Here is a 22,940-nt window from a genome sequence, read left to right as displayed (position 1 = left end):
AGCACGTGCCGTCTCGTAACCTTGGTATGATGCGGCTGATTATGACGGCAATGAGCCAGAACTCATGCAGCCTCATGTCCATTAAGGAAAGCTTACATTTTTCTGTAAAGCGATTAAGCTAATACGAAACCAACCCATTCTTACGGCGATATAACCTACCTTTTATTCGCAGTCGCCAACCTATGAGACGCCTCGATATCGGTTTTCTGATGAAAGGGGAGATTGGAGCAAAAGGGCTGACAAACAATACTATCTCATGATTCCTCCCCTCTTTAATGGCGTTTACTTATGTTTTAAAGCTGTAGAAGTTAATTTTCATTGTATGGGGTGACATTAACCTCGAATTTTTTTGTAAGTCTTTCAGACATATAACTATTTTGTTCAGGTTCCTGATAGCCAATGTTAATTGAGGCTGTAAACCTTGTTTATTTGAAGATGGTATGTGTTACAATAAGCGCATGATGGCTTTAGGCTGTCTATCTTTCATAACATTGAAAGGGTTGGGTGAGGGGCTACGATGGAAAGAGGGTATTTCATTGGTCCGCCAAAAAGAACACTCACGCGCGCAGGCGGATTCCGGTCCTTTGCCTAACGCGTCTGTACGGTCAACCGCTGGCGGGATGCGTCAGGAGCTGTTGGCTGGAGTCGTTTCCTTTTTTGCAATTGTCTATATTATTATCGTCAATGCATCGATCTTGGCCGACGCCGGCATTCCTCAAGAAGCTGGCATTATCGCGACCGTACTCGCCTCCGCCGCCGGCTGCTTCATCATGGGCTGGTGGGGCAAAGCTCCGATCATTCTCGTGCCGGGCATGGGGATCAACGCCATGTTCACGTACACGCTCGTGCATGGTATGGGGTTAACATGGCAGCAGGCGTTGGCGGTTGTAGTGGTGTCGGGCATCTGCTTCACCATTATCAGCTTCACCTCGCTTGCCGAACAGCTGAGGGCCGCTATTCCTGAATCGCTTCAGGAGGCCATTTCCGTGGGCATCGGCTTGATGCTCGTGCTGATTGGGCTGCAAAAAGGCGGCGTCATCGTCTCCGACGCATCGACCATCATTGCGGTGCAATCGTTCGGTGAGCCGGGCGTGTGGGTCACATTCGCCACGTTGGCGCTGACTTGCATCCTGTTCATGCGTAAAGTGCCAGGGCATCTGCTGATCGCGATCATCTTCGGCACCACGCTTGCTTATGTGACGGGAGCCGTATCGTCCGGCGCAGCTGGTGCGGTTGGTGCCGAAGCGAACGGCACATTCTCGTGGTCGGTGTACGGCGACGTATTCGGGCAGTTCACCTTACAAGGTGTGTCCGCAGCTTCGATGGCCGTTGCAGTCTTCTCGATGACGTTGGTCATCGTGTTCGAAAATGTGGGCTTGATTAACGCGCAATTGAACATGTGCGGCCGTCCCGAGCGCTTCCAGCGCGCTATGCAGGCGAACGCTCTGTCGGTCGTCACCTGCGGGATATTCGGCACGAGCCCGACCGTAGCTACGGTCGAAACGGCGGCAGGCATCTCGGCAGGAGGCCGTACGGGCTGGACCTCCATCGTGACCGGGTCCTTGTTCCTGGTTACGCTCGTGGCGCTGCCGTTACTGACATTCGTGCCCGATCAGGCCGTGGCGCCGATTCTCATCTTCATCGGCGGCTTGATGATGCCCGCCGTGAAGAAGATTCGCTTCGAGCCTATGGCCGAGGGACTTCCTGCGTTCTTCATCATCGCGTTCATCCCGCTCATGCACAGCATCGTGGATGGCATCGCGATTGGGTTCGTCAGCTACGCCTTGTTCCAAATCGCTGTCGGAAAGGCGCGCGAAGTAAAGCCGCTGTTTTACGTCATCTCGGTGTTGTTCGCGGTGCATTTCGTGCTGCAAGCACTGTAAATTGTTTATTGGGCGGCTTCAGGTTGAAGCCGCCTTATTTTGCTTTGAAAGTATCGGTGACAAGCTAGAGTAGTATTACATGTTAGGCAAGCTTGAGACGTTATATAAGCTAGATAACACTAGGTAATTTGATTAGTTAGATTTAGTTAGGTTATTTGAGGCTAAAGCTAGATCTAGATAAGCGATATAAAGTTGAACAAAACTTATTTTCCGGGGTCGAGGCAATTCCATTGGAAAACATGCAGCAGAATGTATGGATTAGGGGTTAAACGACATGTAGACTGTATTCTGTCCAGTGGATCCGCCTGATTCTCAGCGATTGCCGCTCCAAGAGTGTCAAAACGCTGGATGAATTCCAGTGAACCTACTGCAAAGAGGTTTACGTCACCGTTTCATTGCACTAAATCCAATGCAGGAGTGAGATATGCGGCACTCCCCTTCCTTCAGTCCTTCTTTTCTCTTCGCATAGCTAGGTTTCTTTAACAAAATTTCTCATTATTCGTTGATAATTCAAAAATAGTTGAATATACTGTAATTAAGTTAATAGCAAAGCGGTTGCATGAGAAACTGGAGATGACCACTTCATATCTTTGTCTTACGGCAAGGGTATATGATGTTGGGCCATCTTTTTTTTGTTTGCAGGGGGTGCGGCGGAAAAAACAATTCAGCAATTACAAATTGAAAACGCATACAGATAGTCCGAAGGAGGAACTTGGGATGACACCTTTTTGGGGAGAGTTAATGGGGACCTTGTTATTGATTGTGCTGGGTGATGGCGTAGTGGCCGGCGTCGTGCTGCGAAAATCAAAAGCGGAAAACAGCGGCTGGATCGTAATCGGGTTCGGATGGGGACTCGCCGTTGCCATTGCCGTGTATGCGGTCGGGTCCATAAGCGGGGCTCACCTCAATCCCGCCGTTACGCTGGGGCTGGCGGCCATCGGAAAGTTCGCATGGGATCAAGTGCCGCTGTATATTGCCGCACAAATGATCGGCGCATTTCTCGGAGCCGTGCTCGTATGGCTGCATTATTTGCCACACTGGCGTGCGACGGACGATCAAGCTGCCAAGCTCGCGGTGTTCGCAACAGCTCCGGCCATCCGCAGCACAGGAGCCAATTTGTTAAGCGAAGTAATAGCCACGTTTATTTTCGTGTTCAGCCTGCTTGCCATTGGCGGCAATACATTTGCAGACGGCTTACATCCGTTTATCGTCGGCTTCCTTATCGTCAGCATCGGACTGTCGCTTGGCGGAACTACGGGGTATGCGATTAACCCTGCCCGCGATCTTGGCCCTCGCATTGCGCACGCCGTTCTGCCCATCGCAGGCAAAGGATCCTCTGATTGGAGCTATGCATGGGTACCGATTATGGGTCCGGTCGTTGGAGGCGTTCTTGGAGCGCTTGCTTATTCGTTCATGTTCTAATATATTGGTCATGAATTTCATACCAAAGAGATTATTTTGTTTAATAGTTCATATTTCGCATTTTTCTGTAATGCGTTTTTACGATTCAACTCGATTCCTATATTTAGTGCATCGCCATAACCCATGAGGAGGATTTTATTATGGACAAAAAATTCATACTCGCTTTCGATCAAGGCACAACCAGCTCACGAGCCATTCTGTTCAATCATTCCGGCGATATTGTCAGCGTAGCGCAAAAGGAATTTACGCAACTCTATCCGCGACCCGGCTGGGTTGAGCACGATCCGATGGAAATATGGGGCACGCAGAGCGGCGTTGCGCGCGAGGTTCTGGAACGTACCGGCATTCGGCCGCAAGAAGTGACAGCCATCGGGATTACAAACCAGCGGGAAACGGTCATCGTCTGGGATAAACATACTGGCAAGCCGATTCACAATGCCATCGTATGGCAGGATCGGCGAACGTCCGGCATTTGCGATGAATTGGCTGCGCGCGGGCTTACTGATCCGATTCGCGAAAAAACGGGACTCGTATTGGACGCTTATTTCTCCGGCACGAAGGTGAAATGGATTCTCGACCATGTGGAAGGCGCTCGGGAACGGGCCGAGAAGGGCGAGCTGCTGTTCGGCACGGTCGATACGTGGCTCATTTGGAATTTGACGCGCGGCACGACGTTCGCTACCGACTATTCGAACGCATCCCGCACCATGTTGTACAACATTAACAAGTTGGAATGGGACGAAGAATTGCTGGAATGGTTGGATATCCCGGCTGCGATGCTGCCGGAAGTGAAACCTTCGAGCGGTATTTTCGGCTATACCGATGAGCATACGTTCGGCGGAGCCGAGATTCCGATTGCCGGAGTAGCGGGCGATCAGCAGGCAGCACTGTTCGGGCAGGCTTGCTTCGAACCGGGCGAAGCGAAAAACACGTATGGCACGGGCTGCTTCATGCTGATGAACACGGGCGAGCGCGCCGTCGCTTCGAAAAGCGGATTGTTGACGACGATTGCCTGGGGGATCGACGGCAAAGTGAACTATGCGCTTGAAGGCAGCATCTTTATTGCCGGAGCGGCGATACAGTGGCTGCGCGATGGGCTGAAAATGATCGATTCCGCCCCCGACTCGGAATATTATGCAGGCAAGGTGGACAGTTCAGACGGCGTGTATGTCGTACCCGCTTTTGTCGGGCTAGGTGCCCCTTACTGGGATATGTACGCGCGGGGAGCGATTTTCGGCTTGACGCGCGGCTCTAGCAAGGAGCATATCGTCCGGGCGACGCTCGAATCGCTCTCCTATCAGACGAAGGATGTGCTGAGCGCGATGGAGGCCGACTCCGGTATTACGCTGCAAGCGCTGCGCGTAGACGGAGGCGCGGTCGCCAACAATCTGCTCATGCAATTCCAAGCCGACATGCTCGACGTCAACGTGGAGCGGCCGAAGGTGACGGAAACGACAGCGTTCGGCGCAGCCAGCCTCGCCGGATTGGCCGTCCAGTTCTGGAATATCGACGATTTGAAAAAGACTAAAAAACTGGACCGCACCTTCTCCCCGCAAATGGACGATGCCAAGCGGAACAAGCTCTACAAAGGCTGGAAAAAAGCCGTGGAACGCACGATGGCTTGGGAGCGCGAGGATGAGGAAGAGCAAGAGGAGGCTGGCGCCTCCGGCAATAAAGAGGAAATTAAAGCGTGATTTTTCTCTAAGAATAGGATTGTAAAAGAGGAAGGGCTGGCGGAAGCCGGCCCTTTTGTCATGCTGCCTTGAGCGCGGCTTATTTCGAGGGATACTCTACGCCAGTAATGGCCTGGTATTGTTCAAGCGCGATTTTGCCGAATTCACAGAACTTGCCGACATACAGCGGATCTTTTGGATCCTTCTTGTAAATCCCCATGTCATAGTAGCGTTTGATCGTTACGAACCAATCCATGTTATATCACTCCTTTTTCGGCTAGTTGAAATAGTAATGTTGCATGGTCTTGCGAAAGCTGCTCGTTCTTCGTATCCAGTTCGGCATTCTGAGCATGCAGCGCAGTTGTTAGTTCAGAATGTTGTTCGCTCTTCGCTTCAAGCTCGGCCACATGAAGCAGGAGCTTGGCATTTTCCACCCGAATCAAGTCAAGCTCGGATGGCAATGGCTTAGGCTGCAAGGCTTCGATCTCTTCTTGCGTAAGACCATTTCGCCAAAAAGAGTGGCCATCTACTAGCAGCGGCGGCTGCGGTTGCGAGTCCTCTCCTTCCGGGTCGTACACGGCCAAGACCGCGAGATATTCGGCATATGCGGCATCGTAATCAGACATAGCTTGTGTGTGTCCTTCAACGTCAAATGTAGGCTCATACAGGCCGTCAGGTAGCGGCACTGCCACGGTGTAACCAACAAGGACTGTTTCCGGTTCAGTCGGCTGCTCCGTCTCTAGCGGCTCTTCCTCGCCTCGCTGGACAGGTTCCCGCCGATCAAAAACGCCCGTCACGGAGTCCGCGATGGGCGTCGACTTGAGATATCGGCCTTGTAAATCAGTTATAATTGCATCTTTCATCTCTCAACACCCTTTCTCAATCAAGCGGCAAATATAGATATCCGCGAACTGTACCTATGTCCGCCTTCGTCGTTCCTAGTGTTGCGTAAAAACTCAATTCCCCCTTGGGAGTATAAGTTGCTGTCACCACGACCGAACCGCTAGACGTCCATCCAATGACAGGTCTCTCTACTACCCGTTTAACACAATATTCGGGCGAAAGTCTAATTACAGTTTGCTCCCATGTCCCAGGTTTGAGACTCCACATAATCTCCAATCTGTTCCCCATTTTTCGATATGACAACGACCGATACGCCTGATCTTCATGTGGACGCCAACCGTTTAGCGGAGTTCCGTCAATCCATTCTGGTGCGGATACATCCTTCTCCGCCTTCTGCGTCTCCACCACGCTCAACCGCCGTTCCATGTCCCCCGTATGCTGCACCAAGTCCGATACAGTACCGCGTAGGTTCGCCGCTATGGTACCCGAGATAGGAGCCACAAGCGTTGGGTCTAGCATTGTGTATGTGACGTGGTAGACTGCGGTGGGGTCAAAGTTTTCAGGAAGACACTTTGCGCGCTCATTTCCATACGCGTCAACACCGTCAATTATCCATTTGCTCTTAGCCTCGTTTTGGTTCGCGTAAATCATGCGAATGCTCTTTATCTTGTGTTTAAACGGATTATTGATGATGGATAACGTGTTGACGTAATAAAAGCCTGAGCCTCCGTAAATTGGATTCGCCTTCTCTCGCAACACAATACCGCTGCCGACCTCGACCATGTTCGCTCCCTTGCACAGTCTCGCGCCTAACTCGTAATTCCGCACGGGTTCAGCAGTGGCTTGAGCCTTTAGGTATTGGAGGCGGTATGGCGTGTATACTCTCCCATTGGTATCGGATCCTGCTGGCTCCGTCGGCACTGTTGTCCGTGCGTCAGGTGTTTTTGTTGTCCATGTACCATCAGCATTTCGACACGTCAGTTTTACCCACGCTTTTCCCGCACCCGGTGTATGTGGGTTGCTCGGGTTTATATTGTCATACATTTTCCAGCCCATGAAATACGCCTTAATTTCGTCGGCTGACGGCGTGTATGCGTCTCCCCATCCGCTGTCTGTGTTGGATACAGAAACATACACGCTAGACGTGAATAGGCGAACAAGGTCGCTTTTCTGCCACAATCCAATGCCGCTATCATCTCCCAACATCGGTTTACCATCATACTTTATCGCGAATATCTTTCCTTCATCGTCCCAATCACCCGGAGAAGCATTATTAGGAGCAGCATCTCTCGCAAAAAGTATTTTAAAACCGCTATTCTGTACCTCGGGTATCCCCCACGGCAACGAACCATCCAGCGTCACCTTGCCCCACGACTTCGACACATACGGCAGCCCATCGACACCCTGAAACAGCACGTCTGGATTGCTACCATCTACCGGATTAGCGGCTAGATCGCATTCTGCTGCCCACATGGATCGCTGTTGTGGAGCGAATGGCGCGGTTACCCCCCCCGCATTCATCGTTATATCCGCACAAGTGCATACAAGCGGGTATGATGGGATATTCGGCATATTAGTCAGAACGAGAGCAATTTCGGATACGTTGTTTGGGATCGTTATGCTTTGATTTTTTATTTTGCTATGCAAGTCGGCGATGTAAGTGCCGTTGTCATAACTAGGGCCGTCGTTCACACAGATCCGTATACGTGCATAATCGGTTATTTCCGACACGCTCAGCGAGTATTTTTGTCCGGGAACTACTTTGACGGCCGTCCCAAGATACCGACCCGCGCGCTGCATGGTGTGCTGAACTTCATATGGAGATATAAATTCCTGTGTCGATTCCGAGCGTGCTTCCCATTCCGTAAACGGTGGCAGCTGATTCCCCCCTCTTACTATCGTATAGGGGTTGCGAACGTTGGTCATGCCGTCTACATATGGATATTTGGCTGCTAGTTTTTCTCCTGACCATTCGGGGTCACCGTTTAATATTTTTGTGTAGATGTCTTCCGGCACTTCCACGACAAACGCAGTAGAAACATATGCTTTATTAATTGTTCCAACAGGAGATGCATTGTAGAAGTATATACTCGCAACATCTTCTGTAACATCAATAGGTGAGTATAGTGTTTTCCTTGTACTATTAGCTACAGTTCCAAGGAGCTTCGTTTTACCACTTTGAGCATATGCAAAATAAACTTGCGCCGTGATATCACCTTCGGCAAAGTAATCCACAAACAAAACATGTTTTTTGTCTTTTGGGAGTGCGCGTTTTAAGCGGAACCCCATGTATCTTTGTATAGCTGTATCCGTCTGCACCGATGGTATAACTTGCCAAATCATACCAAATTTACTTTCTACAGTAGGCGTACCAGTTACATTCACCGACTTAACCCAACCATCTGCAATACCATCGCCGTTACTGTCTTTTATATTTCCAAGCCCAGCCGTTAAGTCAATTAACGTCCGCCCCTTGACTTCGCCAAAATTAAACGGCGTATCATTCTCCACCTCAACCAATTGCACGCCGGGGGATAGCGTTAATGCTTCGTGCTCCGCCACATGCGCATCCTTCAGCCCCTGCTCGATGCGGTTCAAATCCTTTTCCGTCACCGTATCGTCGTACTTCCAATCCGTCTTTGCCTCGTATGGCATTATGCCACCTCCTTCACTGTAATCGGCTGCTTGATGATGGTATCGGTCGTGAGCGGGATGTAGACGGCGTTCGATGTCAGCACCGCGCCATCGGCAGCCCGCAGCTCGATCAGCGATACGCTGTCAACCGAACCGATGGGTATCATGTATTCCAGACTTACGATGCTCTCGGATACCTTTTTTACCGTGAACTCCGTAATTTCGTAGGTTTTATTGAGCACAACCTTGGCGATGCGTGTGTTCACATGGTTTGCCAGCTCATTCAAAAGCGACGGTTCAATCATTTCATCTGCACCTCCGGTCCACGCTCGGCGAACGGCGATCGCCCCAGCTTCCACGTCGTCGAAAGCCGTGTCGTCCGTTTCAGGTCCGAGCGGAATATGTTCTCTTGTACACCGACACCCGATAGGAGCGCTGTCTCCTGCTGATAGACAAGGTTCGCGGGCTTGACCGTCCGCACGGTGTGTCCCACCTCTTTAAATACGGCGGCATCCGTAATATTAGCTACAATCCGCAGCAGGAAGGCTTCTGTATCCACGACGGCACGCGCCTTATCTTTGCCCAGCAAAAAATCAAGCTTCTCCTGCAAGTACCGCACGGTAAACGGGGGCTTGGTCGTATAGCGGTTAATGATGCGTCTGCGCCGGAAATCCAGCGTCTCCGCATCACGATCTGGCAGGATGCTCAACATCCGTTCCCGCCGCGCTATCGCCTCCTCGCTCGCCGTCATGACGAACTGATCGTCGAACAGCCTCTGGATTGCAGCCAATAGCTCCTCTTTCTCTTCATCCTGCGCTTCCATCAACAGAATCATTTCTTTAATGTCATGGTAAAGGTCAGGCAGCAGTCCGATTAATTTATCAGCCATTCAAGGTCACCGTCCCCATCACCGGGATCTCCTCGGCATTCAACTCAACATTGGAAGCCGCACCATTCAGCTTGGTGTCGGCAATGTCCGCAATCCCTTTAATGGTCAAAATTCGCGCTTCCAGTTGGCTGACGCGTACAACTGTTCTCTCCTCCTCTTTCCATGCCGTCCGCAGCGTCAGCAAATAATCGGCAATAACCTTCTCCACGTCGGACTTCACTTGCGGAACGGCAACTCCAGCATCGAGAGTAAGCGTCGTCGACACATTGATGCCGACAGAGGCAGCGCTTTTAATCGTAACTGCATGACCGATAGGGGCGAATCCCAGTCCTTTGCCTTGGTTCGCTTCCGGATCGATCAGAGTCTGAACCTCCTTCACCAACTCAGCGGACGGGGAGTCAAAGCTGCCCGAAATGATGGTGCACTTTACAGTGCCTCCGCCTTTCCATACCGGAAATATTTTCACGCCGCCGACGCCGGTAATGGAGGTTACCTTTTTCTTATAATCGGCCACATTCCCCCCAAATGGCTGCTCATTCACAGCCTCGAAGAAACGACGCCGGAGTGATTCATCCGATTCCTCGTCTTCTCCTGGTGCGATTACATCCGCAAGCTCGGCCCTTGCCAGCCCATCAACGTAATCCACCGGCATCAGTGATCCGTAATATTCGTTCCCTTTCGAGCCTTTCGCTTCACTTTCGAGGGCGAACACCCCCGCCGTCAACCTCTCGATGACTGCATAATTCAGGGCTGCCGTAGAAAAGCGGGAACGCAAAGGGACATCAAACGGTTCGCCCGCGGCATCATAAAACAGCCCTTTCCGCCGTGCCGCAGTCGCTTGCTTCCGTTTCACCCCGTATTCAGCCGTCCGCCGCTCCAAGTATTCACCGCTCGACGTATCTGCATAAGAAAGCTCATTCTGCACATGCAGCTCCGTATAAGCCTGTGCAAGTTCAACGGCAATAGGAGCAAGCGCATCGTAAATAATGCTGCCTTCCCGCTTGTCTACATCGCCCGGAACGCGTTCCAGCATGCGCTCCATAATGTCCTCAAGACGGGGCACCGCCCATGCTCCTTGATCCAAATCAGCCATTCATCTTCACCTCCTTCGACATTTGCAGCTTGCCTAAATTCGTCTCAACCGTAAACCGCACGTGCAGCGAATCCCCCTTTTGCTCAAAGGCGAACTCGTTCACCCTCAATACACGGTCATCCTGCATCAGCGCTTCGGTAATGGTGCGCTGCAATTCGGATTGCACGAAGCCAAGACTGTACCCAATATGCGCCCGCAGTTCCGAACCGTAATCAGGGCTGTAAATGAGATGCGCAAACCGCTCCGTCAGCAGTATCTTCAATACCGCCTGCCTCATCGCTTCCAGCCCGTCCGTCATGCCGGTGATACGCCCTGCTTCTATATCCAGACGATAGGTTCGGGTCGGCTGCTCTGCATAATCCAGCACCGTTGAAGTCGGTGCAACCCCTGTTCTGTACTTCGGAATCATGCTTTCACCACCCTATCGAGCGCGACATAGCTCTGTCCGCCCTGCATGCGTGCCAGCAGCAGACGGTCGCCGGCGCGCAGTCCTTGACGGACTGCAATCTCCTCCGTGCCAACGCGCACCTTATATTCCTTCAGCTGTTCCGTTATGACCAGAGCAGACGCTGGCAGCGTAAACCGCTGATCAATCTGCACCTGCAGCGGGGATATGCTCAGCACCTCGCCATACAGCAGCGCGACCGGACTCGCAGCCTCCACAGCGCCCGCTCCTGCTTTTTTAATAATGTCCAGCATCATTTTCATGTTCTATATCACCTTCAACGTTAATGACATCTTATGCCCTGACCCGCTCCATTCCTGGGAGCACTCGTCAATCAGCATGTACTGTTCCATGTCTTGTTCCGGCGCAAAAATAGGGATGTACATTCCAGCCCGAATGTGCACATCCCCTACAGCGTTTACTTTCATCGTTTTTTTCTCACGGTTGTACAGCTTCATCAACGCTTCCAAACGCTCCTGCATTTGAGCTTTGTTTAGATTTTCGTCGATTTTTTTATACAGCTGCAGTTGGCCCCATTTCGCGATATTTTTGCTGTCCTGCATAATATATACCTCGCGCTTGCCTGTAGCTTCGTTATCCCGGAACAGCTTTACGCGGTTATACGTTTCGTCATCGATGCTTGCCTTATAGGATATGCCTGTCATCTGGCTGCCCTCGCCCACGATGCGGTCCGTCGTCCAGCTTTTGGCGTCGCGCAGTGTCAGCTTCCCGAAATCGTCATACAGCACAAATATGTTCTTCGTCGCGATCAGCGTCATGTCAAGCGAGCGGAGAATGATATCCAGCAGCTTCTTATTGTCCTGCAGCAGGCTCGGGATTTTATGCTTCGTGTCGGCAAGTTCACCAACCTCGAGTTGACAAGCTTTGGCGATTCGCTGAATCACCTCCGTCGCGGTCACGTTCTCAAGCACGTACGTATCGTTCGTCAGCAAATAGCGGATTTGGTCAAATGCGGTCAGTTTTACTTTATCGCTCTCGTCCGTTTCCACGCTGAATACATACCCGTAAAAGATAGCCGCCCCATCCGCCCACACGCGCACGATGTCGCCATTGTTAATGGTAAATGAACTATCCTGAAACAGCGCTCCCTTGATATACGAAATCGACATGCTCGCCGGCTTGCCTGAGCGAGACGTCGACCACGACATATCGGTAATCAGCTGAGACATATCCCACAGGGTGCCGTTGCGGTTATCGATATGCACCTCCATCCAGTACGTCACCTCCTAAAGTACCCGTAGATACCCTTTACTTTTTGGGAATGCGCAAAACGCGTCCCGGCTCCAGCTCGTTCATCATTTCATCGTTCTGTATCCCGTTCAGCCTTTGAATTTCAATAAGCTTGCTCTCATCGTTACAGAGACTTTTGGCTATGCTCCACAGCTTGTCGCCCGCCTGCACGGTGTATTCGGTAGGTCCTTGCCTTTCATCGGCCCGTGCTTGAGGCGCTTTTTGCACCTTGACTTGCGCTTTGCCATTACCTACAACCTTCACCTTCTGCGCAGAATAGAACTTGTATTGCTTCAGCGACAGATTATACTCTAGATCGCCTACACTGCCTGCTGCCTCTCGCCAGGTGAACTTCTCAATCGCCATCGCCAGATTCATCTGATAAGTCGGGGTCGTCAATACGAAGCGGATTGGCCGCTTGCTCTCCATCCAACTGCGGATCTGGATAACATAGTCGCTCGGAGGAAGCAGCTTGTCCGGCGGGACATGCACGTAAGGTGCGGGGCTTATAGGAAAAATACTGCTGAACTGAATCGCCGCCGGCTTCGGCGTCTCGATGGCATTCACTTCTCCGAGGCCAATGATATCGAACGACTGCAGATTCCCCGCTTCGCTGATATCAAGCTGCGCCGGGTTGACCGGCAATTCGATCACCTGCTCCTGATTGTTGAAGCTCAAGTACATATGGTAGCCGCTCATCCGTACACTCCTTCCGCCGTCATCACAAATTCTTCCTCCAGCTTCTGCTCGATGCGGTTAATGAGCGTATCCATATCGAAGCCTTGATGAATGTCGCCCGTGCTGACCTGCACCGTCGGCGTCAGCGTTACGAAATTCTGAATGCTGTCCATTTCCGCCAAGTCGCGCATCATCATCAGATTCTCATCCGAGATGTCTACCTCGCCGCCGATAGCCCCTACTTTTCCAACCTCGCCTACTTTCGAAATTTCCGCAGCTCCACCATTCCACGGGTCCACTTTACCTCCAGGCGCAAGCCCCGACGTGTCCGGAATCAATTTCTTAGTGAAGTCGAGATTGTCTTGAACAAGCTTTTGCCCGCTGAGGAAAGCATCCGTCAGATTGGTTTGATCCATACGGTACTTCGATAAATCCAATACATCTTTATCACTCTCAGGTTTCTCAAGCAAAATTTGATCGGAACTCCATTTACCAATCAATTCAAATTTAGAGCCTGTTAAATCATTGACCTTCTCAATAATCCAATTAAAGGCATCCGCGAACGAGTTAATTAGATTTCCTATATAATCGGATACCGTTTTAACTAGATCATAAATTAGTTTTTCGCATGCATAAGCTGGATCGATTAATAAATTACCAAAGAATTCAGCAAAGGAAATCAGCAAATTCCACGCATGGGCAACAGAATTGCTGATAAACGCAAAAAGTACAGCAAAGATTCCAACGACGGCGCCGACAACGGTTCCCGTTGATATTCCAAATTCATTCAGTACACTCATGATAAGGACGAGCGCGCCAATGATGGCAAATAACGGCCAAGCGGCTATCACCCATTGGACAAGCCACGCTACCGCCATTGCTGCAGCAATGGCGCCAAGGACAATCAGTGTGTTCTGAACAAGATTCCAATTCTCGACGAGAAAGTCCACAACGGTAGCCGTTGCACCCGCCAGCATGGTCAACCCCGCTTGTATGCCTGCAAAAAATGGGTCGAACTTTCCTTCTTGAAATGCCAGATTGATGATGTCCAGCACCGGAGCGAACACTTGTATCGCAGTCTCGCCGGCCGCCGCCAACAAGCCATTGAACCGGTTTACCGCCGCTTCCCATTTTTGAATCGGGCTGTCCATCAACAACTCCAGCGACGCTTTGCTCATGTTCGCCTTCGTCATTAACGCATCGAAAGTTTGCAGAAAGCCATTCAAATCGCCGCTTTTGGAGAATGACTCCAATTTTTTTTGTTCTGCGGCGCTTGCCGGCATTTGGAGCTTCTGCAGCAAGCCTTCACTCTTACCGTAATAAGCATCCTTCATCAAGCCTGCTGTCGCTGTCGGGTCACCGCCTTGTGGTTGAAAGGCTGATAAACGCTGCACCATTTCATTCATGCGGAGCACATCACTCGTATTTTTCGATACCGAGGTTAATGCAAGACCAGATTGCAATGATTTCGCTACATCCTTGCCATTCATCAGGGCCTGTCCCCGCAGCGCTTCGAAGACTGGCGAGCCTTGCTGAGCAGTTCCATATCGGGCATTGAAGCGCGCTCGCATATCTTCTGATTCGGCGGCTCCCTTCACGGCATTGACACCCATCGTTTTCCATATGCCCAGCATTTTTGTGCCCAATTCGCTGTAACTTTTACTAATGCTCTCTCGGAGACCTTTAAATATTTCAGCAATGTTGTCCCGCATTTTTGCGTGAATTTTCCCACCATGCGAAATGCCCTTGCCATTGTCATTATCAGCAGGCGAAGGCTGGCGTAAAGGCGCTTCGGCTTTCAACGTTCGGAGGTATACAGAAACCGCCAATTGATTCATGGCATCAACCGTTTTTCGCCACGTATTCTTTGCAAGTTCCATCGTTTGTTCCAGTTCTTTCCTCATTCTCGTATCTGCTCGGCCAAAAGCGGCCGTAAACGATTGCATAGACAGGACCGGAGCCGTAAACGCCAACGTTGCTTGTGCATTCATGTTCACTTCCCTCCTTCTGTCCGCAAAGATGAAGAGAGCGGTTCCCCATTTGCACCTGAAAGCCTCATTCGATAGCTGCTCTTGTACGCGCTAATTGTGGAACCGCCGCTCTGTCTCCTGCGGTTCGTCCATCGTGTTCTTACCGCTTCTTGCGCATGCTGCGCTGCGCCTTGCGCTCCTCTTCCACGCGGATGTCAATCATCGCGTAGACGGCGGCGCGTTCGCGCGCCGGGAGCGCCAGCAGCTCATGCGGCAAGATGCGAAGCTTATGGAGGGCGTAGTAGGCATAGTTCGCCTCGCCGTCGCCCTCCCGGATTAGTTTTTTACTTCATTGGCGAGGTCGTTCATGTCCTGGTTGAAGCCGTTCAGCGTCTGCACCTGCTGCAGCAGCGCCGTGTATTCTCCGGGCAGCAGCATTTTGCGCAAGAGCGCTTCCGCGCCCATAACGCCATACGACTGCTGCAGCTCCGAATTCTTCAAGTCAGGATAGACGACGCTCGCCACAATCAACTTTGCTGTATACTCGTTGAAGTCAATTTCTGGCGTAACCACACCGCCTTTGCCCTTGACCTGCTTCGTTGCGGCCTTGCGGCATTGCTCATTCTCCACTTCGCTCATGCTGCGCAGCGTCCAAGGAACCGGCTCTCCCTCTTCATTTTTGAACCGGCTCGATACGACAAACGGCATTTCCGTGTTCGCTTCGGCGTGTTGGGCAAAGAAATAGCTTAATGTGCTCATGTTTCGCTCTCCTCATCTTTTGTTATTTTTAATTACATGGAAGGATTAGAAAAGTTATTTAAAATGTCGACATCGTCAAATGTAAATTCCACTTCTTCCTCCAGCACGTCACTCTCCGTATCGAGCTTCGCCATGACGACGCTGTTCAGATTTACATTTTTCAACGTAACCGTCTGTGCTCCGATAGAAGAGGTTGGATCCTCATTCGTCACCTGAATCGTGAAGTTCGTGTCTTTGCCACTCTTAATATATTCCAGCATCATCTGGCGGAACAGCGGTGTCATATAATAGATGGTCATGCTGCCTGTTCCTGACCAGCCTGCTGTCTTGTGCTGCGTAGCACGGCTGCCCAGCGTCTTAATCTCCGCCTTCTGCTTCTCGATCTTTGCTTCCAGCGTCTTGATATAGAACATTTCTTCGTTTTTGCCGTTGATTTGCGCGAATGCGCTGCCCTCGCGGCCGGAAATCGTATCCTTTGCTTGTAAGAAACCCATCTTACTTCACCTTCACTTTCATATAAATTTTCTCTACTGCGTCCACTGGCTGCACCGTCAATTGAATGGCGATGCTGTCCGAAGCTTCGCCTTGCACAACCAGCACGTCCGTCTGCGCGTCAAAAGGCTGAATGGCATTCAAACGCTGCAGTTGATCCAAATAAGCAATGCACTCCGCGCGGAACAATTGGCGTCCTTCTTCGTTGTTGTTCGTTTTTCCAACATATGTCGTTTCGAAAATACGCTTCAAATCGTTTGCAATGCCGTCCAAGACGCGAATGACACGGTTTTTGGAGAACGGCTGCCCTTTATCCGGCGAATAAGAAGTCAAGCTGTTGATATCCTGTTCCACTACCGCGCGTCCGAGCTGATGAACAAACACGAACTCGCCCTTGCGCAGCGCATCTTCCACTTGGCTGTTCGTCATGCGGATATCGGCATCAACCGCATCCTCGTATGCGCTATACGTCAGCGACTCGTTCATTGCCGCCGCTGCCGTCGCCGCTGCGACCCATGCGGTTGCCTGCGCCGCGTTCAGGACGGTGCCGTCCGCGAGCTTGACTCCATTTTTGACGCTAATGACACCTTCGGTGTCTGCCGTCGGATACTGAGCCATAACCGCCTGCACCTTCTTGCCCTCGTCTTCGCGCATTCGCTTCACAAATGCCGCATATACGGAACATAACGCCGCGTCTGATGAAGTTAGCGCGACCGTATGGAAATCATGGACGGCAATCGCGTCGAGGAAGGACATATGCTCCGCATTCGTCACGCTGCCATCATCGCCTCCGGTGAGCGGAAGTCCCGCAATCGCCTCAATCGCTCCCGCGCCTTCGAATTCCACCCAAGCACTCGCCGTCAATTGTTCGGCTTGCGTGACAGTCTGGCTGTCCACCGTACGTCCGCCAACTTTCGTAATGACGTCCACCTTCGTATCGTCGTTCACGTTCGGCTGCACCACAAGCTGAATATCGTTGCCGCGCGCGCCGCCGTAACGAGCCTTCACCTTCAGCTCTTTATGAGCGGCTGCCGCCTTGGCCCCTTCATTCAAACGGTACAACAGCACCGTCTTCGCCCGCTTGAACGCTTCACGCACAAGCAGCGCCGGCTTGTCCGTTAGCTCGTAGCCGATCTGTTCGAATACCGGCTCCCCCGCATGCAATTCCAACACTTGCATTGCCGGTCCCCAGCTCAGCTTCAACGGCAGCGCCACAACGCCCCGTTCTCCAATCGCTCCTGTAGGAGCGGCATCTGCTTGAAAGCGCACATATACGCCCGGTCTTACCTTGTTCTGAGTCATCCATGTTCCTCCAGCCATCACTTTACCTCCTGAATTAGAAAATGTTGTAGCAGCGCATTCACTTGCGCCTTCGTGTACTGTTCGTTCTCTTGCAAGAGCGCGTGCAGCATGTCCCGTTCGCACGCGCTCCATTCCTTCGCTTCCAGCCACTGTCCCTTCGCATAAGCGGTGTCCGGGGCAGCGGACTGCGTCTTACGATCGTGCATCTCGCGGTTCTGCATCTCGAATGCGTCCCTCCTGCTTCATCGAATTCATCTTGCTCGCATCTTCCCGCGAACGCGTCAGCCTGAGTTCATACTGAACCTGAAACCGCAGCGTTCGCTCCACGATCTCATGCTTCCAGCTCGTTCCCCGGCATAAGCTCCCATCCACCTCAATAAGCTCCAGCACTTCGTACAGCGCATCAGCCGCATCATGGACGGAAGCATCCAGGACGGCGGGATAATAATGAACTTCGACCGCTGCCTGCGCCAAGTAACGGCGTTCACCGACACGTTCTCGTTCGCCCCGCACGAGCTTGACGATAAAGCACGGCGCTGCCTCATCCATCCGCTCCTCCGCCTCCAGCACAGGGATGTCCGGGAAGCGTTCCCGCACCCGTCTCATCACTCCTTGCCGAATATCGTAGCTCCGCAAGCCTTCACCTCCTGTTCGCATACGCAAAAAAACCGTCCAGCAGCTTAGCCGCTAACGGTCTTCTATTGCAAGGTTGCCCTGCCATATGCCCACAACCTCACACTAACATATTAGCACGGTGCCCCGTCCAACGGCGTGCCATCATCCGGCCATCAAAGGGACACGCAGCGAACTAACTGGCCCAGCTGCAGTATGTATTCGGAAAGCCTGGTTCCACATTTCCGTCAATCCTCAAATACTTCAAGCCCAAGCATGAAGGCCAGCTCCATTACGGCCCGTGCTTTAATGCGGCGGAACGTGCGCTCGCTGACGTTCCGCTCATGGCATAATAAGTAATCCGGCTTGTGCGCGTAAGGATTCAGATAGCAGCATTCAATGACTTCTTTTTCCGCTTCACCAAGGTGCGCGACCGCCTTCATCACATTGTCATGCACCGACTTCATGTAAGCTTCCTTGTCCACATTATGTACAGCAACCGCCTCAACAGGCTTGCCCACCTGGTTCGTCGCTCCATGGAACTTCGGTTCATAAGCGGACGTCATTCTCATTTCCCGCCGTACTACTCCCGCGCGTTTGTACAAGCATGCCAAGGATAATTGTTGCTCCACCTGTTTTCGCGTCGCCGTCCGATTTACTGTTGCCAACATCGCCGTCACTCCTTCATTTCGTTTATAATACCAACATTAAAATAAAATTGTTACTTTAAACAACCATATAAGTGCTAGGAATGTTTCTCTTTTGCTCGGAAAAGCACTTGAGCTATTGTAAACAACTATATACAATAGACGTTGTTCATTATAAACAACTTGCGTATCATGTTGCGAACATTTGTTCCTATATGATATACTGCAAGCATACCATGCTCATAAAATGAACGTCAATCCTGAATTTATGAACATATGCGAAAAATAAGGGTGATAACAATGTCAGAGACGAACAAAGAACGTGTAGGTTCTCGCATTAAAGAAATGAGGCTCAAGCAAGGCTTATCTCAAGACGATGTTGCGCACGAGCTTGGCATGAAGCGGGCCAACGTAGCCAATTATGAGGCGGGGCGCACGACGCCACCGAGCGACATCATCGGGCGGATCGCCGATCTGCTGCACACGTCAAGCGACTATCTGCTCGGACGCATCGATAATCCGATGCCGTTGACCGTCAGTCCGCATGAATCCATACCGGAGTGGGCCACGTGGAAGGATAAGCGCGATTTCCGGAAATTGCTTGAAGAAGATGCGGAGATTATGTTCGATGGCGTTCCGATCGAAGAGGATGACCGCGAGCGGGTCATTCAGGTGCTGGAGGCCTTGTTCTGGGATGCGAAGAAGAGAAATAAGCGCAAGCTGAATCGAACGCAACATACCGACTAACTTATCCGCGAGGTGCATCTCATGGATGTAGAGAAGATTGTACGATCGTTAATTCGAAAATATAAGACGAACTGCCCTTTTCAGCTTGCACAGTACGTTAACATTCAAGTTCAGCTGACGCAGCTTGGCAACTCGACGCGCGGCTTCTATTTCCGCAAGCTTCGCCGCCGCTATATTGTCATTAATTCAGATCTACCGTTTGAATGGCAGCGCTTTGTGTGCGCGCACGAGCTCGCTCATGACCGGCTCCATAAGGGAGTCGGCCACTTTTTTATCGAGCGGCATACATTGTTTCAAGTTGGCAAATTCGAACGGCAAGCCAATCAATTTGCGCTGCAGCTTCTGCTGGCGGACCAAGAATGCATGGCTGGCGAGACGCGGGAAATGTACTGCGCACGCAATGGCATTCCGCCGGAAATGGCAAAGTTTCTTCCAATCGAATCCGATCGAGAATAAGCGCGGGATGCGAAGGTATGGATCATACTTCGTATCCCGTTTTTTTGCGCCTCTATAATGCGATGATGACCGGAACAAATGCCGTCACCCTTTCCTGCCTACTCCACATAGTATAGGGTAAAGCCGAAGTATGGGTGTATGCTATCAATCAGAGAGGTGAGACCATTTACATGAAGGCGCTTGTCACCGGGATCTCCGGATTCGTCGGAAGTCATATGGCGGAATACTTGCTTGATAATAACGTGGAGGTCATCGGCACGATTCGCAATCGCAGCCGGATGGAGCATATTCTCCATATTCAAGATCAGGTTCACCTTGTGGAGTGCGAGCTGCGCGATCCTTTCTCCGTCGAATCGCTCTTGACGCAGGAACGTCCCGATCTTATTTTTCATTTGGCCGCGCAAAGCTTCGTCCCTACTTCATGGAATTCTCCTGTCGACACCATCCACAACAATGTGGCCGGACAGTTAAATATTTTTGAAGCGGTGCGACGGCTGGATCTGGATTGCCGCATTCAAATCGCCTGTTCCAGTGAAGAATACGGCCATGTCGAGCCGGACGAAACGCCGATTCGGGAAGAAAATCCGCTACGCCCGTTAAGCCCCTACGCGGTGAGCAAAGCGGCACAGGACTACCTCGGTTACCAATATTTTAAAAGCTATGGCCTGCATGTCATCCGCACCCGGACCTTTAACCACACCGGGCCACGCCGCGGGGAGCAATTCGTCACGTCCAACTTTGCCAAGCAGATTGCTGAAATCGAAAAAGGCATTCGCCATTCAAAAGTATCGGTCGGCAACTTGAATGCGAAGCGCGACTTCACCGATGTGCGCGATGTCGTTCGGGCTTATTGGCTCGCTCTGGAGCATGGCGAAGCGGGAGACTGCTACAATATTGCATCGGGCTCCTGTGTCACAATCCGTGAAATGCTCGACATGCTGCTCTCCATGAGCACCGTCTCGATTGACATCGTACCAGACCCAAGCCGCATGCGTCCTTCGGATGTTGAAATATTGCTCGGCGACATGACCAAATTCTCGAATCAAACGGGCTGGAAGCCGGAGATTCCATTTGAGCAGACATTGCGAGATTTGCTCAACTACTGGCGCGAGCGTGTATAATCTTCTATCGCATGAGCGCATTCGTAAATAACGCGAAGAACCGCCTTCTAGTTACAAAAAGGCGGTTCTTTATTTATTGTTTTAATTAGTCGCTTGAAAATGTTAGGAGATACCTATCATTTCCGTGCCTCAAACGTAAACGTTTGCTTTTCGTGATCAGGCTCTGCACCGTACTGGTAATTTGCCGAGCAAACAATGTCTTTAAATCCGACGCTCTCCAGCAGCAGCCTGAACTCCTCGATACCATACCAACGAAGAGCAAACCGTTGCAGCTCCGTCTGAAGCAAGTTCCCTTTTCGCCATTTTTCATATTTCAAGTAAGATACCCAATGCTGACGGAGAAAATCAACCTCGACCACTTTTTGCTCCATCGTAATCACATCACCGGAAGGCAGTTCATGGGCTGTCGTATACACGTTGCCGCATGCAAAATCCGTACCGGTATAATCAGGCAGAAAAATATCGACAATAAAACGACCGCCTGGCACAAGATGTTCATACATGCATTTCATGGCGTTAATCGACTCTTCCCGCTTCTCGATGAGCAGAAAGCTGCCGGTAGGCATTACGATCGCTTCATACTTATGAGGCAGGGAAAAATGCTGTAAGTTCCCTTCATATAATTCGGCGTTCAAGCTGCGTTCCGCCATTCGTGTGCGGCACACCGCCAGCATCTCTGGAGAATAATCGATGCCGTCCACCGTCATACCGGCTTCCAGCAACGGAATCAGCATGCGGCCGGTTCCAACCCCAGCCTCCAAAATGCGTCCACCGCAGGATTGCAACCGTTCGCGATAATATTCGATGTCCCCATTAATGGAATGTCCAACCGGCTTGGTGAACTCATACACTTCCGAATTAAGCGCTCCGTAATAGCTAAACATATTTTTTCCCTCCGTATTTGAGGAACGGAAGAAAGGTTATTTTAAGAACGTGGTCGTTCTCAACTCTTCCGCACCTTGAATAAAATGTTCGCTTGCAAAGAGCTGACTGTCATCTGAATCACTCGCCTTCTATGGTAATATTTATAAGTATAATTGGTTGCGAGACAAATTACAATTGCGGTTACGTTTCTATTTCTTTAATGATGAGTCCAAAAGTCCTTGATAATACAACCGCTTGCTCAGGGGAAATGATGCAGCCCTGCAGATCTTCCAGCGTTGCGCCCAGTCCATCAAAGCGGCAGCTGCTTACATCAATTCCTGCCAATTTTGTGCCAGACATTTGAGCCTGATCCAAATTCGATTCACATAACTCCACTTTCATTAATTCCGATCTGTAAAAATCGGCGTTGCACAAAGACGTGTTTTCGAATTTCACCTGCTTGCAATTGGCAAAACGAAAAGTCGCAAAATCCGCATAGCAGTTATGAAACAATACATTTCGCAAAGTCGATCCCAGCAAATTCAGCCCTAAAATTTTGCAGTCATTCATTTCCACTCTGTGCATGATTGCATCACTTAAATCTATATTAGATAAATCACATTTTTCAAAAATAACGTCCGTTAGTTCAAGCTTATGAAAGGTGATTTGGTCAAACGTTACATTTTTAAAAATGATTTGATCAAAGCAGACTTTTTCAGCTGTTTGGTGTTCAATCACTTCATTTTCAATAACCCTCAACTGAAAAACATCTTCGGTATAAATGTTTCTATCCGTAAAAGTAAAAGGCTCCATAGCCTTAGGTATATTAGGCCGCAGTACATTTGCGTTTTTCCGATTCTTCTTATCCATACGTGAATCTCCTTGTTTCATCATATTAATCTATTATGTATTTCGATGTAATAACATTGAAAACCTATATTGTTCATTCTAATCCTAGCACAAAAGAAGACTACCGATTAGCAAACTGACTGGGATTCTCTTTATCCTCCCCTTTGTTCCATTCTCCCCTTCCATCAGAAGACGACTCGCCCAATAAACTCCCGTTCACTGACATCATGATCGCCTCGCTCCATGCTAAGGTACATGAATCATCATTCGTCTTTTCCTCAGCGTTATTTCTCCTGACTATATGGGAGAT

The 22,940-nt window shown here is 50.6% G+C and carries 27 protein-coding genes; 7 read left to right on the top strand and 20 right to left on the bottom strand.

Going from position 1 to position 22,940, the window contains the following annotated elements:
• Window positions 1-536: 536 nt before the first annotated feature.
• The 3 genes from A372_RS0115365 (at window position 537) to glpK (ending at window position 4,999) form a co-directional block, all read left to right on the top strand.
• The gene (locus tag A372_RS0115365) at window positions 537-1,883 is read left to right on the top strand and encodes an NCS2 family permease (protein ID WP_019421757.1); all 1,347 of its coding nucleotides are present in this window, start codon (window positions 537-539) and stop codon (window positions 1,881-1,883) included.
• A 717-nt stretch (window positions 1,884-2,600) separates the two neighbouring features.
• Entirely contained in the window at window positions 2,601-3,305 is a 705-nt protein-coding gene (locus tag A372_RS0115360) for an MIP/aquaporin family protein (protein WP_019421756.1), read from the top strand.
• A 140-nt stretch (window positions 3,306-3,445) separates the two neighbouring features.
• The gene (gene glpK / locus A372_RS0115355; protein ID WP_019421755.1) at window positions 3,446-4,999 is read left to right on the top strand and encodes a glycerol kinase GlpK; all 1,554 of its coding nucleotides are present in this window, start codon (window positions 3,446-3,448) and stop codon (window positions 4,997-4,999) included.
• 79 nt (window positions 5,000-5,078) lie between these two features.
• Here glpK and A372_RS36420 read toward each other — a convergent pair whose 3' ends face one another.
• Genes A372_RS36420 through A372_RS0115300 form a run of 11 tightly spaced genes read right to left on the bottom strand, consistent with a single transcriptional unit; the run spans window position 5,079 to window position 14,802 of the window.
• Window positions 5,079-5,234: an XkdX family protein gene (locus A372_RS36420; protein ID WP_019421754.1), complete on the bottom strand. Its 156-nt coding sequence runs from the start codon at window positions 5,232-5,234 to the stop codon at window positions 5,079-5,081.
• Window position 5,235: 1 nt separating this feature from the next.
• A complete protein-coding gene (locus A372_RS0115345; protein WP_019421753.1) occupies window positions 5,236-5,841 on the bottom strand; it encodes a hypothetical protein in 606 nt (201 codons plus the stop codon).
• A gap of 16 nt (window positions 5,842-5,857) precedes the next feature.
• Window positions 5,858-8,476, bottom strand: a complete 2,619-nt coding sequence (locus A372_RS0115340; protein ID WP_019421752.1) for a hypothetical protein — start codon at window positions 8,474-8,476, stop codon at window positions 5,858-5,860.
• On the bottom strand, window positions 8,476-8,760 hold the full coding sequence (locus tag A372_RS0115335; RefSeq protein ID WP_019421751.1) for a hypothetical protein: 285 nt from the start codon (window positions 8,758-8,760) through the stop codon (window positions 8,476-8,478). Before A372_RS0115335 ends, A372_RS0115340 begins: the two co-directional genes overlap by 1 nt.
• Window positions 8,757-9,344 carry a putative phage tail protein gene (locus A372_RS0115330; protein WP_019421750.1) on the bottom strand — a complete coding sequence of 196 codons (588 nt, stop codon included), beginning with the start codon at window positions 9,342-9,344 and terminating at the stop codon, window positions 8,757-8,759. Before A372_RS0115330 ends, A372_RS0115335 begins: the two co-directional genes overlap by 4 nt.
• A complete protein-coding gene (locus A372_RS0115325; RefSeq protein WP_019421749.1) occupies window positions 9,337-10,437 on the bottom strand; it encodes a baseplate J/gp47 family protein in 1,101 nt (366 codons plus the stop codon). The genes A372_RS0115330 and A372_RS0115325 overlap by 8 nt, the downstream gene beginning before the upstream one ends.
• Complete coding sequence (locus A372_RS0115320) at window positions 10,430-10,846, bottom strand: DUF2634 domain-containing protein (RefSeq protein ID WP_019421748.1); 417 nt, start codon at window positions 10,844-10,846, stop codon at window positions 10,430-10,432. The genes A372_RS0115325 and A372_RS0115320 overlap by 8 nt, the downstream gene beginning before the upstream one ends.
• The gene (locus A372_RS0115315; RefSeq protein ID WP_019421747.1) at window positions 10,843-11,145 is read right to left on the bottom strand and encodes a DUF2577 domain-containing protein; all 303 of its coding nucleotides are present in this window, start codon (window positions 11,143-11,145) and stop codon (window positions 10,843-10,845) included. Before A372_RS0115315 ends, A372_RS0115320 begins: the two co-directional genes overlap by 4 nt.
• A 3-nt stretch (window positions 11,146-11,148) precedes the next feature.
• A complete protein-coding gene (locus A372_RS0115310) occupies window positions 11,149-12,114 on the bottom strand; it encodes an XkdQ/YqbQ family protein (RefSeq protein WP_019421746.1) in 966 nt (321 codons plus the stop codon).
• A 37-nt stretch (window positions 12,115-12,151) separates the two neighbouring features.
• Window positions 12,152-12,832, bottom strand: coding sequence for a LysM peptidoglycan-binding domain-containing protein (locus tag A372_RS0115305; protein ID WP_019421745.1), 681 nt, complete (start codon window positions 12,830-12,832; stop codon window positions 12,152-12,154).
• Window positions 12,829-14,802: a hypothetical protein gene (locus A372_RS0115300; protein ID WP_019421744.1), complete on the bottom strand. Its 1,974-nt coding sequence runs from the start codon at window positions 14,800-14,802 to the stop codon at window positions 12,829-12,831. Before A372_RS0115300 ends, A372_RS0115305 begins: the two co-directional genes overlap by 4 nt.
• Before the next feature lie 133 nt (window positions 14,803-14,935).
• Here A372_RS0115300 and A372_RS37395 point away from each other — a divergent pair, with 133 nt between their 5' ends.
• A complete protein-coding gene (locus A372_RS37395; RefSeq protein ID WP_157259581.1) occupies window positions 14,936-15,121 on the top strand; it encodes a hypothetical protein in 186 nt (61 codons plus the stop codon).
• On the opposite strand, the gene A372_RS0115290 is transcribed toward A372_RS37395, so the two are convergent.
• The 6 genes from A372_RS0115290 to A372_RS0115265 form a co-directional block, all read right to left on the bottom strand.
• Window positions 15,118-15,540, bottom strand: a complete 423-nt coding sequence (locus A372_RS0115290) for a phage tail assembly chaperone (RefSeq protein ID WP_019421742.1) — start codon at window positions 15,538-15,540, stop codon at window positions 15,118-15,120. The two genes, A372_RS37395 and A372_RS0115290, sit on opposite strands and share 4 nt — an antisense overlap.
• A 32-nt stretch (window positions 15,541-15,572) precedes the next feature.
• Window positions 15,573-16,034, bottom strand: a complete 462-nt coding sequence (locus A372_RS0115285; RefSeq protein ID WP_019421741.1) for a phage tail tube protein — start codon at window positions 16,032-16,034, stop codon at window positions 15,573-15,575.
• A gap of 1 nt (window position 16,035) precedes the next feature.
• Window positions 16,036-17,352 carry a phage tail sheath family protein gene (locus A372_RS0115280; protein WP_019421740.1) on the bottom strand — a complete coding sequence of 439 codons (1,317 nt, stop codon included), beginning with the start codon at window positions 17,350-17,352 and terminating at the stop codon, window positions 16,036-16,038.
• On the bottom strand, window positions 17,352-17,555 hold the full coding sequence (locus A372_RS0115275) for a hypothetical protein (RefSeq protein ID WP_019421739.1): 204 nt from the start codon (window positions 17,553-17,555) through the stop codon (window positions 17,352-17,354). Before A372_RS0115275 ends, A372_RS0115280 begins: the two co-directional genes overlap by 1 nt.
• A complete protein-coding gene (locus A372_RS0115270; RefSeq protein WP_019421738.1) occupies window positions 17,527-17,970 on the bottom strand; it encodes a phage tail terminator family protein in 444 nt (147 codons plus the stop codon). The genes A372_RS0115275 and A372_RS0115270 overlap by 29 nt, the downstream gene beginning before the upstream one ends.
• A gap of 224 nt (window positions 17,971-18,194) precedes the next feature.
• On the bottom strand, window positions 18,195-18,617 hold the full coding sequence (locus tag A372_RS0115265) for an ArpU family phage packaging/lysis transcriptional regulator (RefSeq protein WP_019421737.1): 423 nt from the start codon (window positions 18,615-18,617) through the stop codon (window positions 18,195-18,197).
• A 276-nt stretch (window positions 18,618-18,893) separates the two neighbouring features.
• Between A372_RS0115265 and A372_RS0115260 the strand changes: the two genes are divergently transcribed.
• From A372_RS0115260 to A372_RS0115250, 3 genes are all read left to right on the top strand, one after another.
• Window positions 18,894-19,340, top strand: coding sequence for a helix-turn-helix domain-containing protein (locus tag A372_RS0115260; protein ID WP_019421736.1), 447 nt, complete (start codon window positions 18,894-18,896; stop codon window positions 19,338-19,340).
• Between the two features lie 21 nt (window positions 19,341-19,361).
• Window positions 19,362-19,796 carry an ImmA/IrrE family metallo-endopeptidase gene (locus A372_RS0115255; protein WP_019421735.1) on the top strand — a complete coding sequence of 145 codons (435 nt, stop codon included), beginning with the start codon at window positions 19,362-19,364 and terminating at the stop codon, window positions 19,794-19,796.
• Between the two features lie 170 nt (window positions 19,797-19,966).
• Window positions 19,967-20,917, top strand: coding sequence for a GDP-mannose 4,6-dehydratase (locus A372_RS0115250; protein WP_019421734.1), 951 nt, complete (start codon window positions 19,967-19,969; stop codon window positions 20,915-20,917).
• Between the two features lie 116 nt (window positions 20,918-21,033).
• Here the strand turns inward: A372_RS0115250 and A372_RS0115245 are convergent, their stop codons facing one another.
• The 3 genes from A372_RS0115245 to A372_RS38635 form a co-directional block, all read right to left on the bottom strand.
• The gene (locus tag A372_RS0115245) at window positions 21,034-21,801 is read right to left on the bottom strand and encodes a class I SAM-dependent methyltransferase (RefSeq protein ID WP_019421733.1); all 768 of its coding nucleotides are present in this window, start codon (window positions 21,799-21,801) and stop codon (window positions 21,034-21,036) included.
• A gap of 181 nt (window positions 21,802-21,982) precedes the next feature.
• Window positions 21,983-22,651: a pentapeptide repeat-containing protein gene (locus A372_RS0115240; RefSeq protein ID WP_019421732.1), complete on the bottom strand. Its 669-nt coding sequence runs from the start codon at window positions 22,649-22,651 to the stop codon at window positions 21,983-21,985.
• 100 nt (window positions 22,652-22,751) lie between these two features.
• The coding region (locus tag A372_RS38635) for a hypothetical protein (RefSeq protein WP_036704365.1) at window positions 22,752-22,940 on the bottom strand (189 nt) is incomplete at its 5' end.

This window comes from Paenibacillus sp. OSY-SE (assembly GCF_000283315.1).
Classification (GTDB): domain Bacteria; phylum Bacillota; class Bacilli; order Paenibacillales; family Paenibacillaceae; genus Paenibacillus_B; species Paenibacillus_B profundus.
This window is presented reverse-complemented; position numbering and strand designations above follow the sequence as displayed.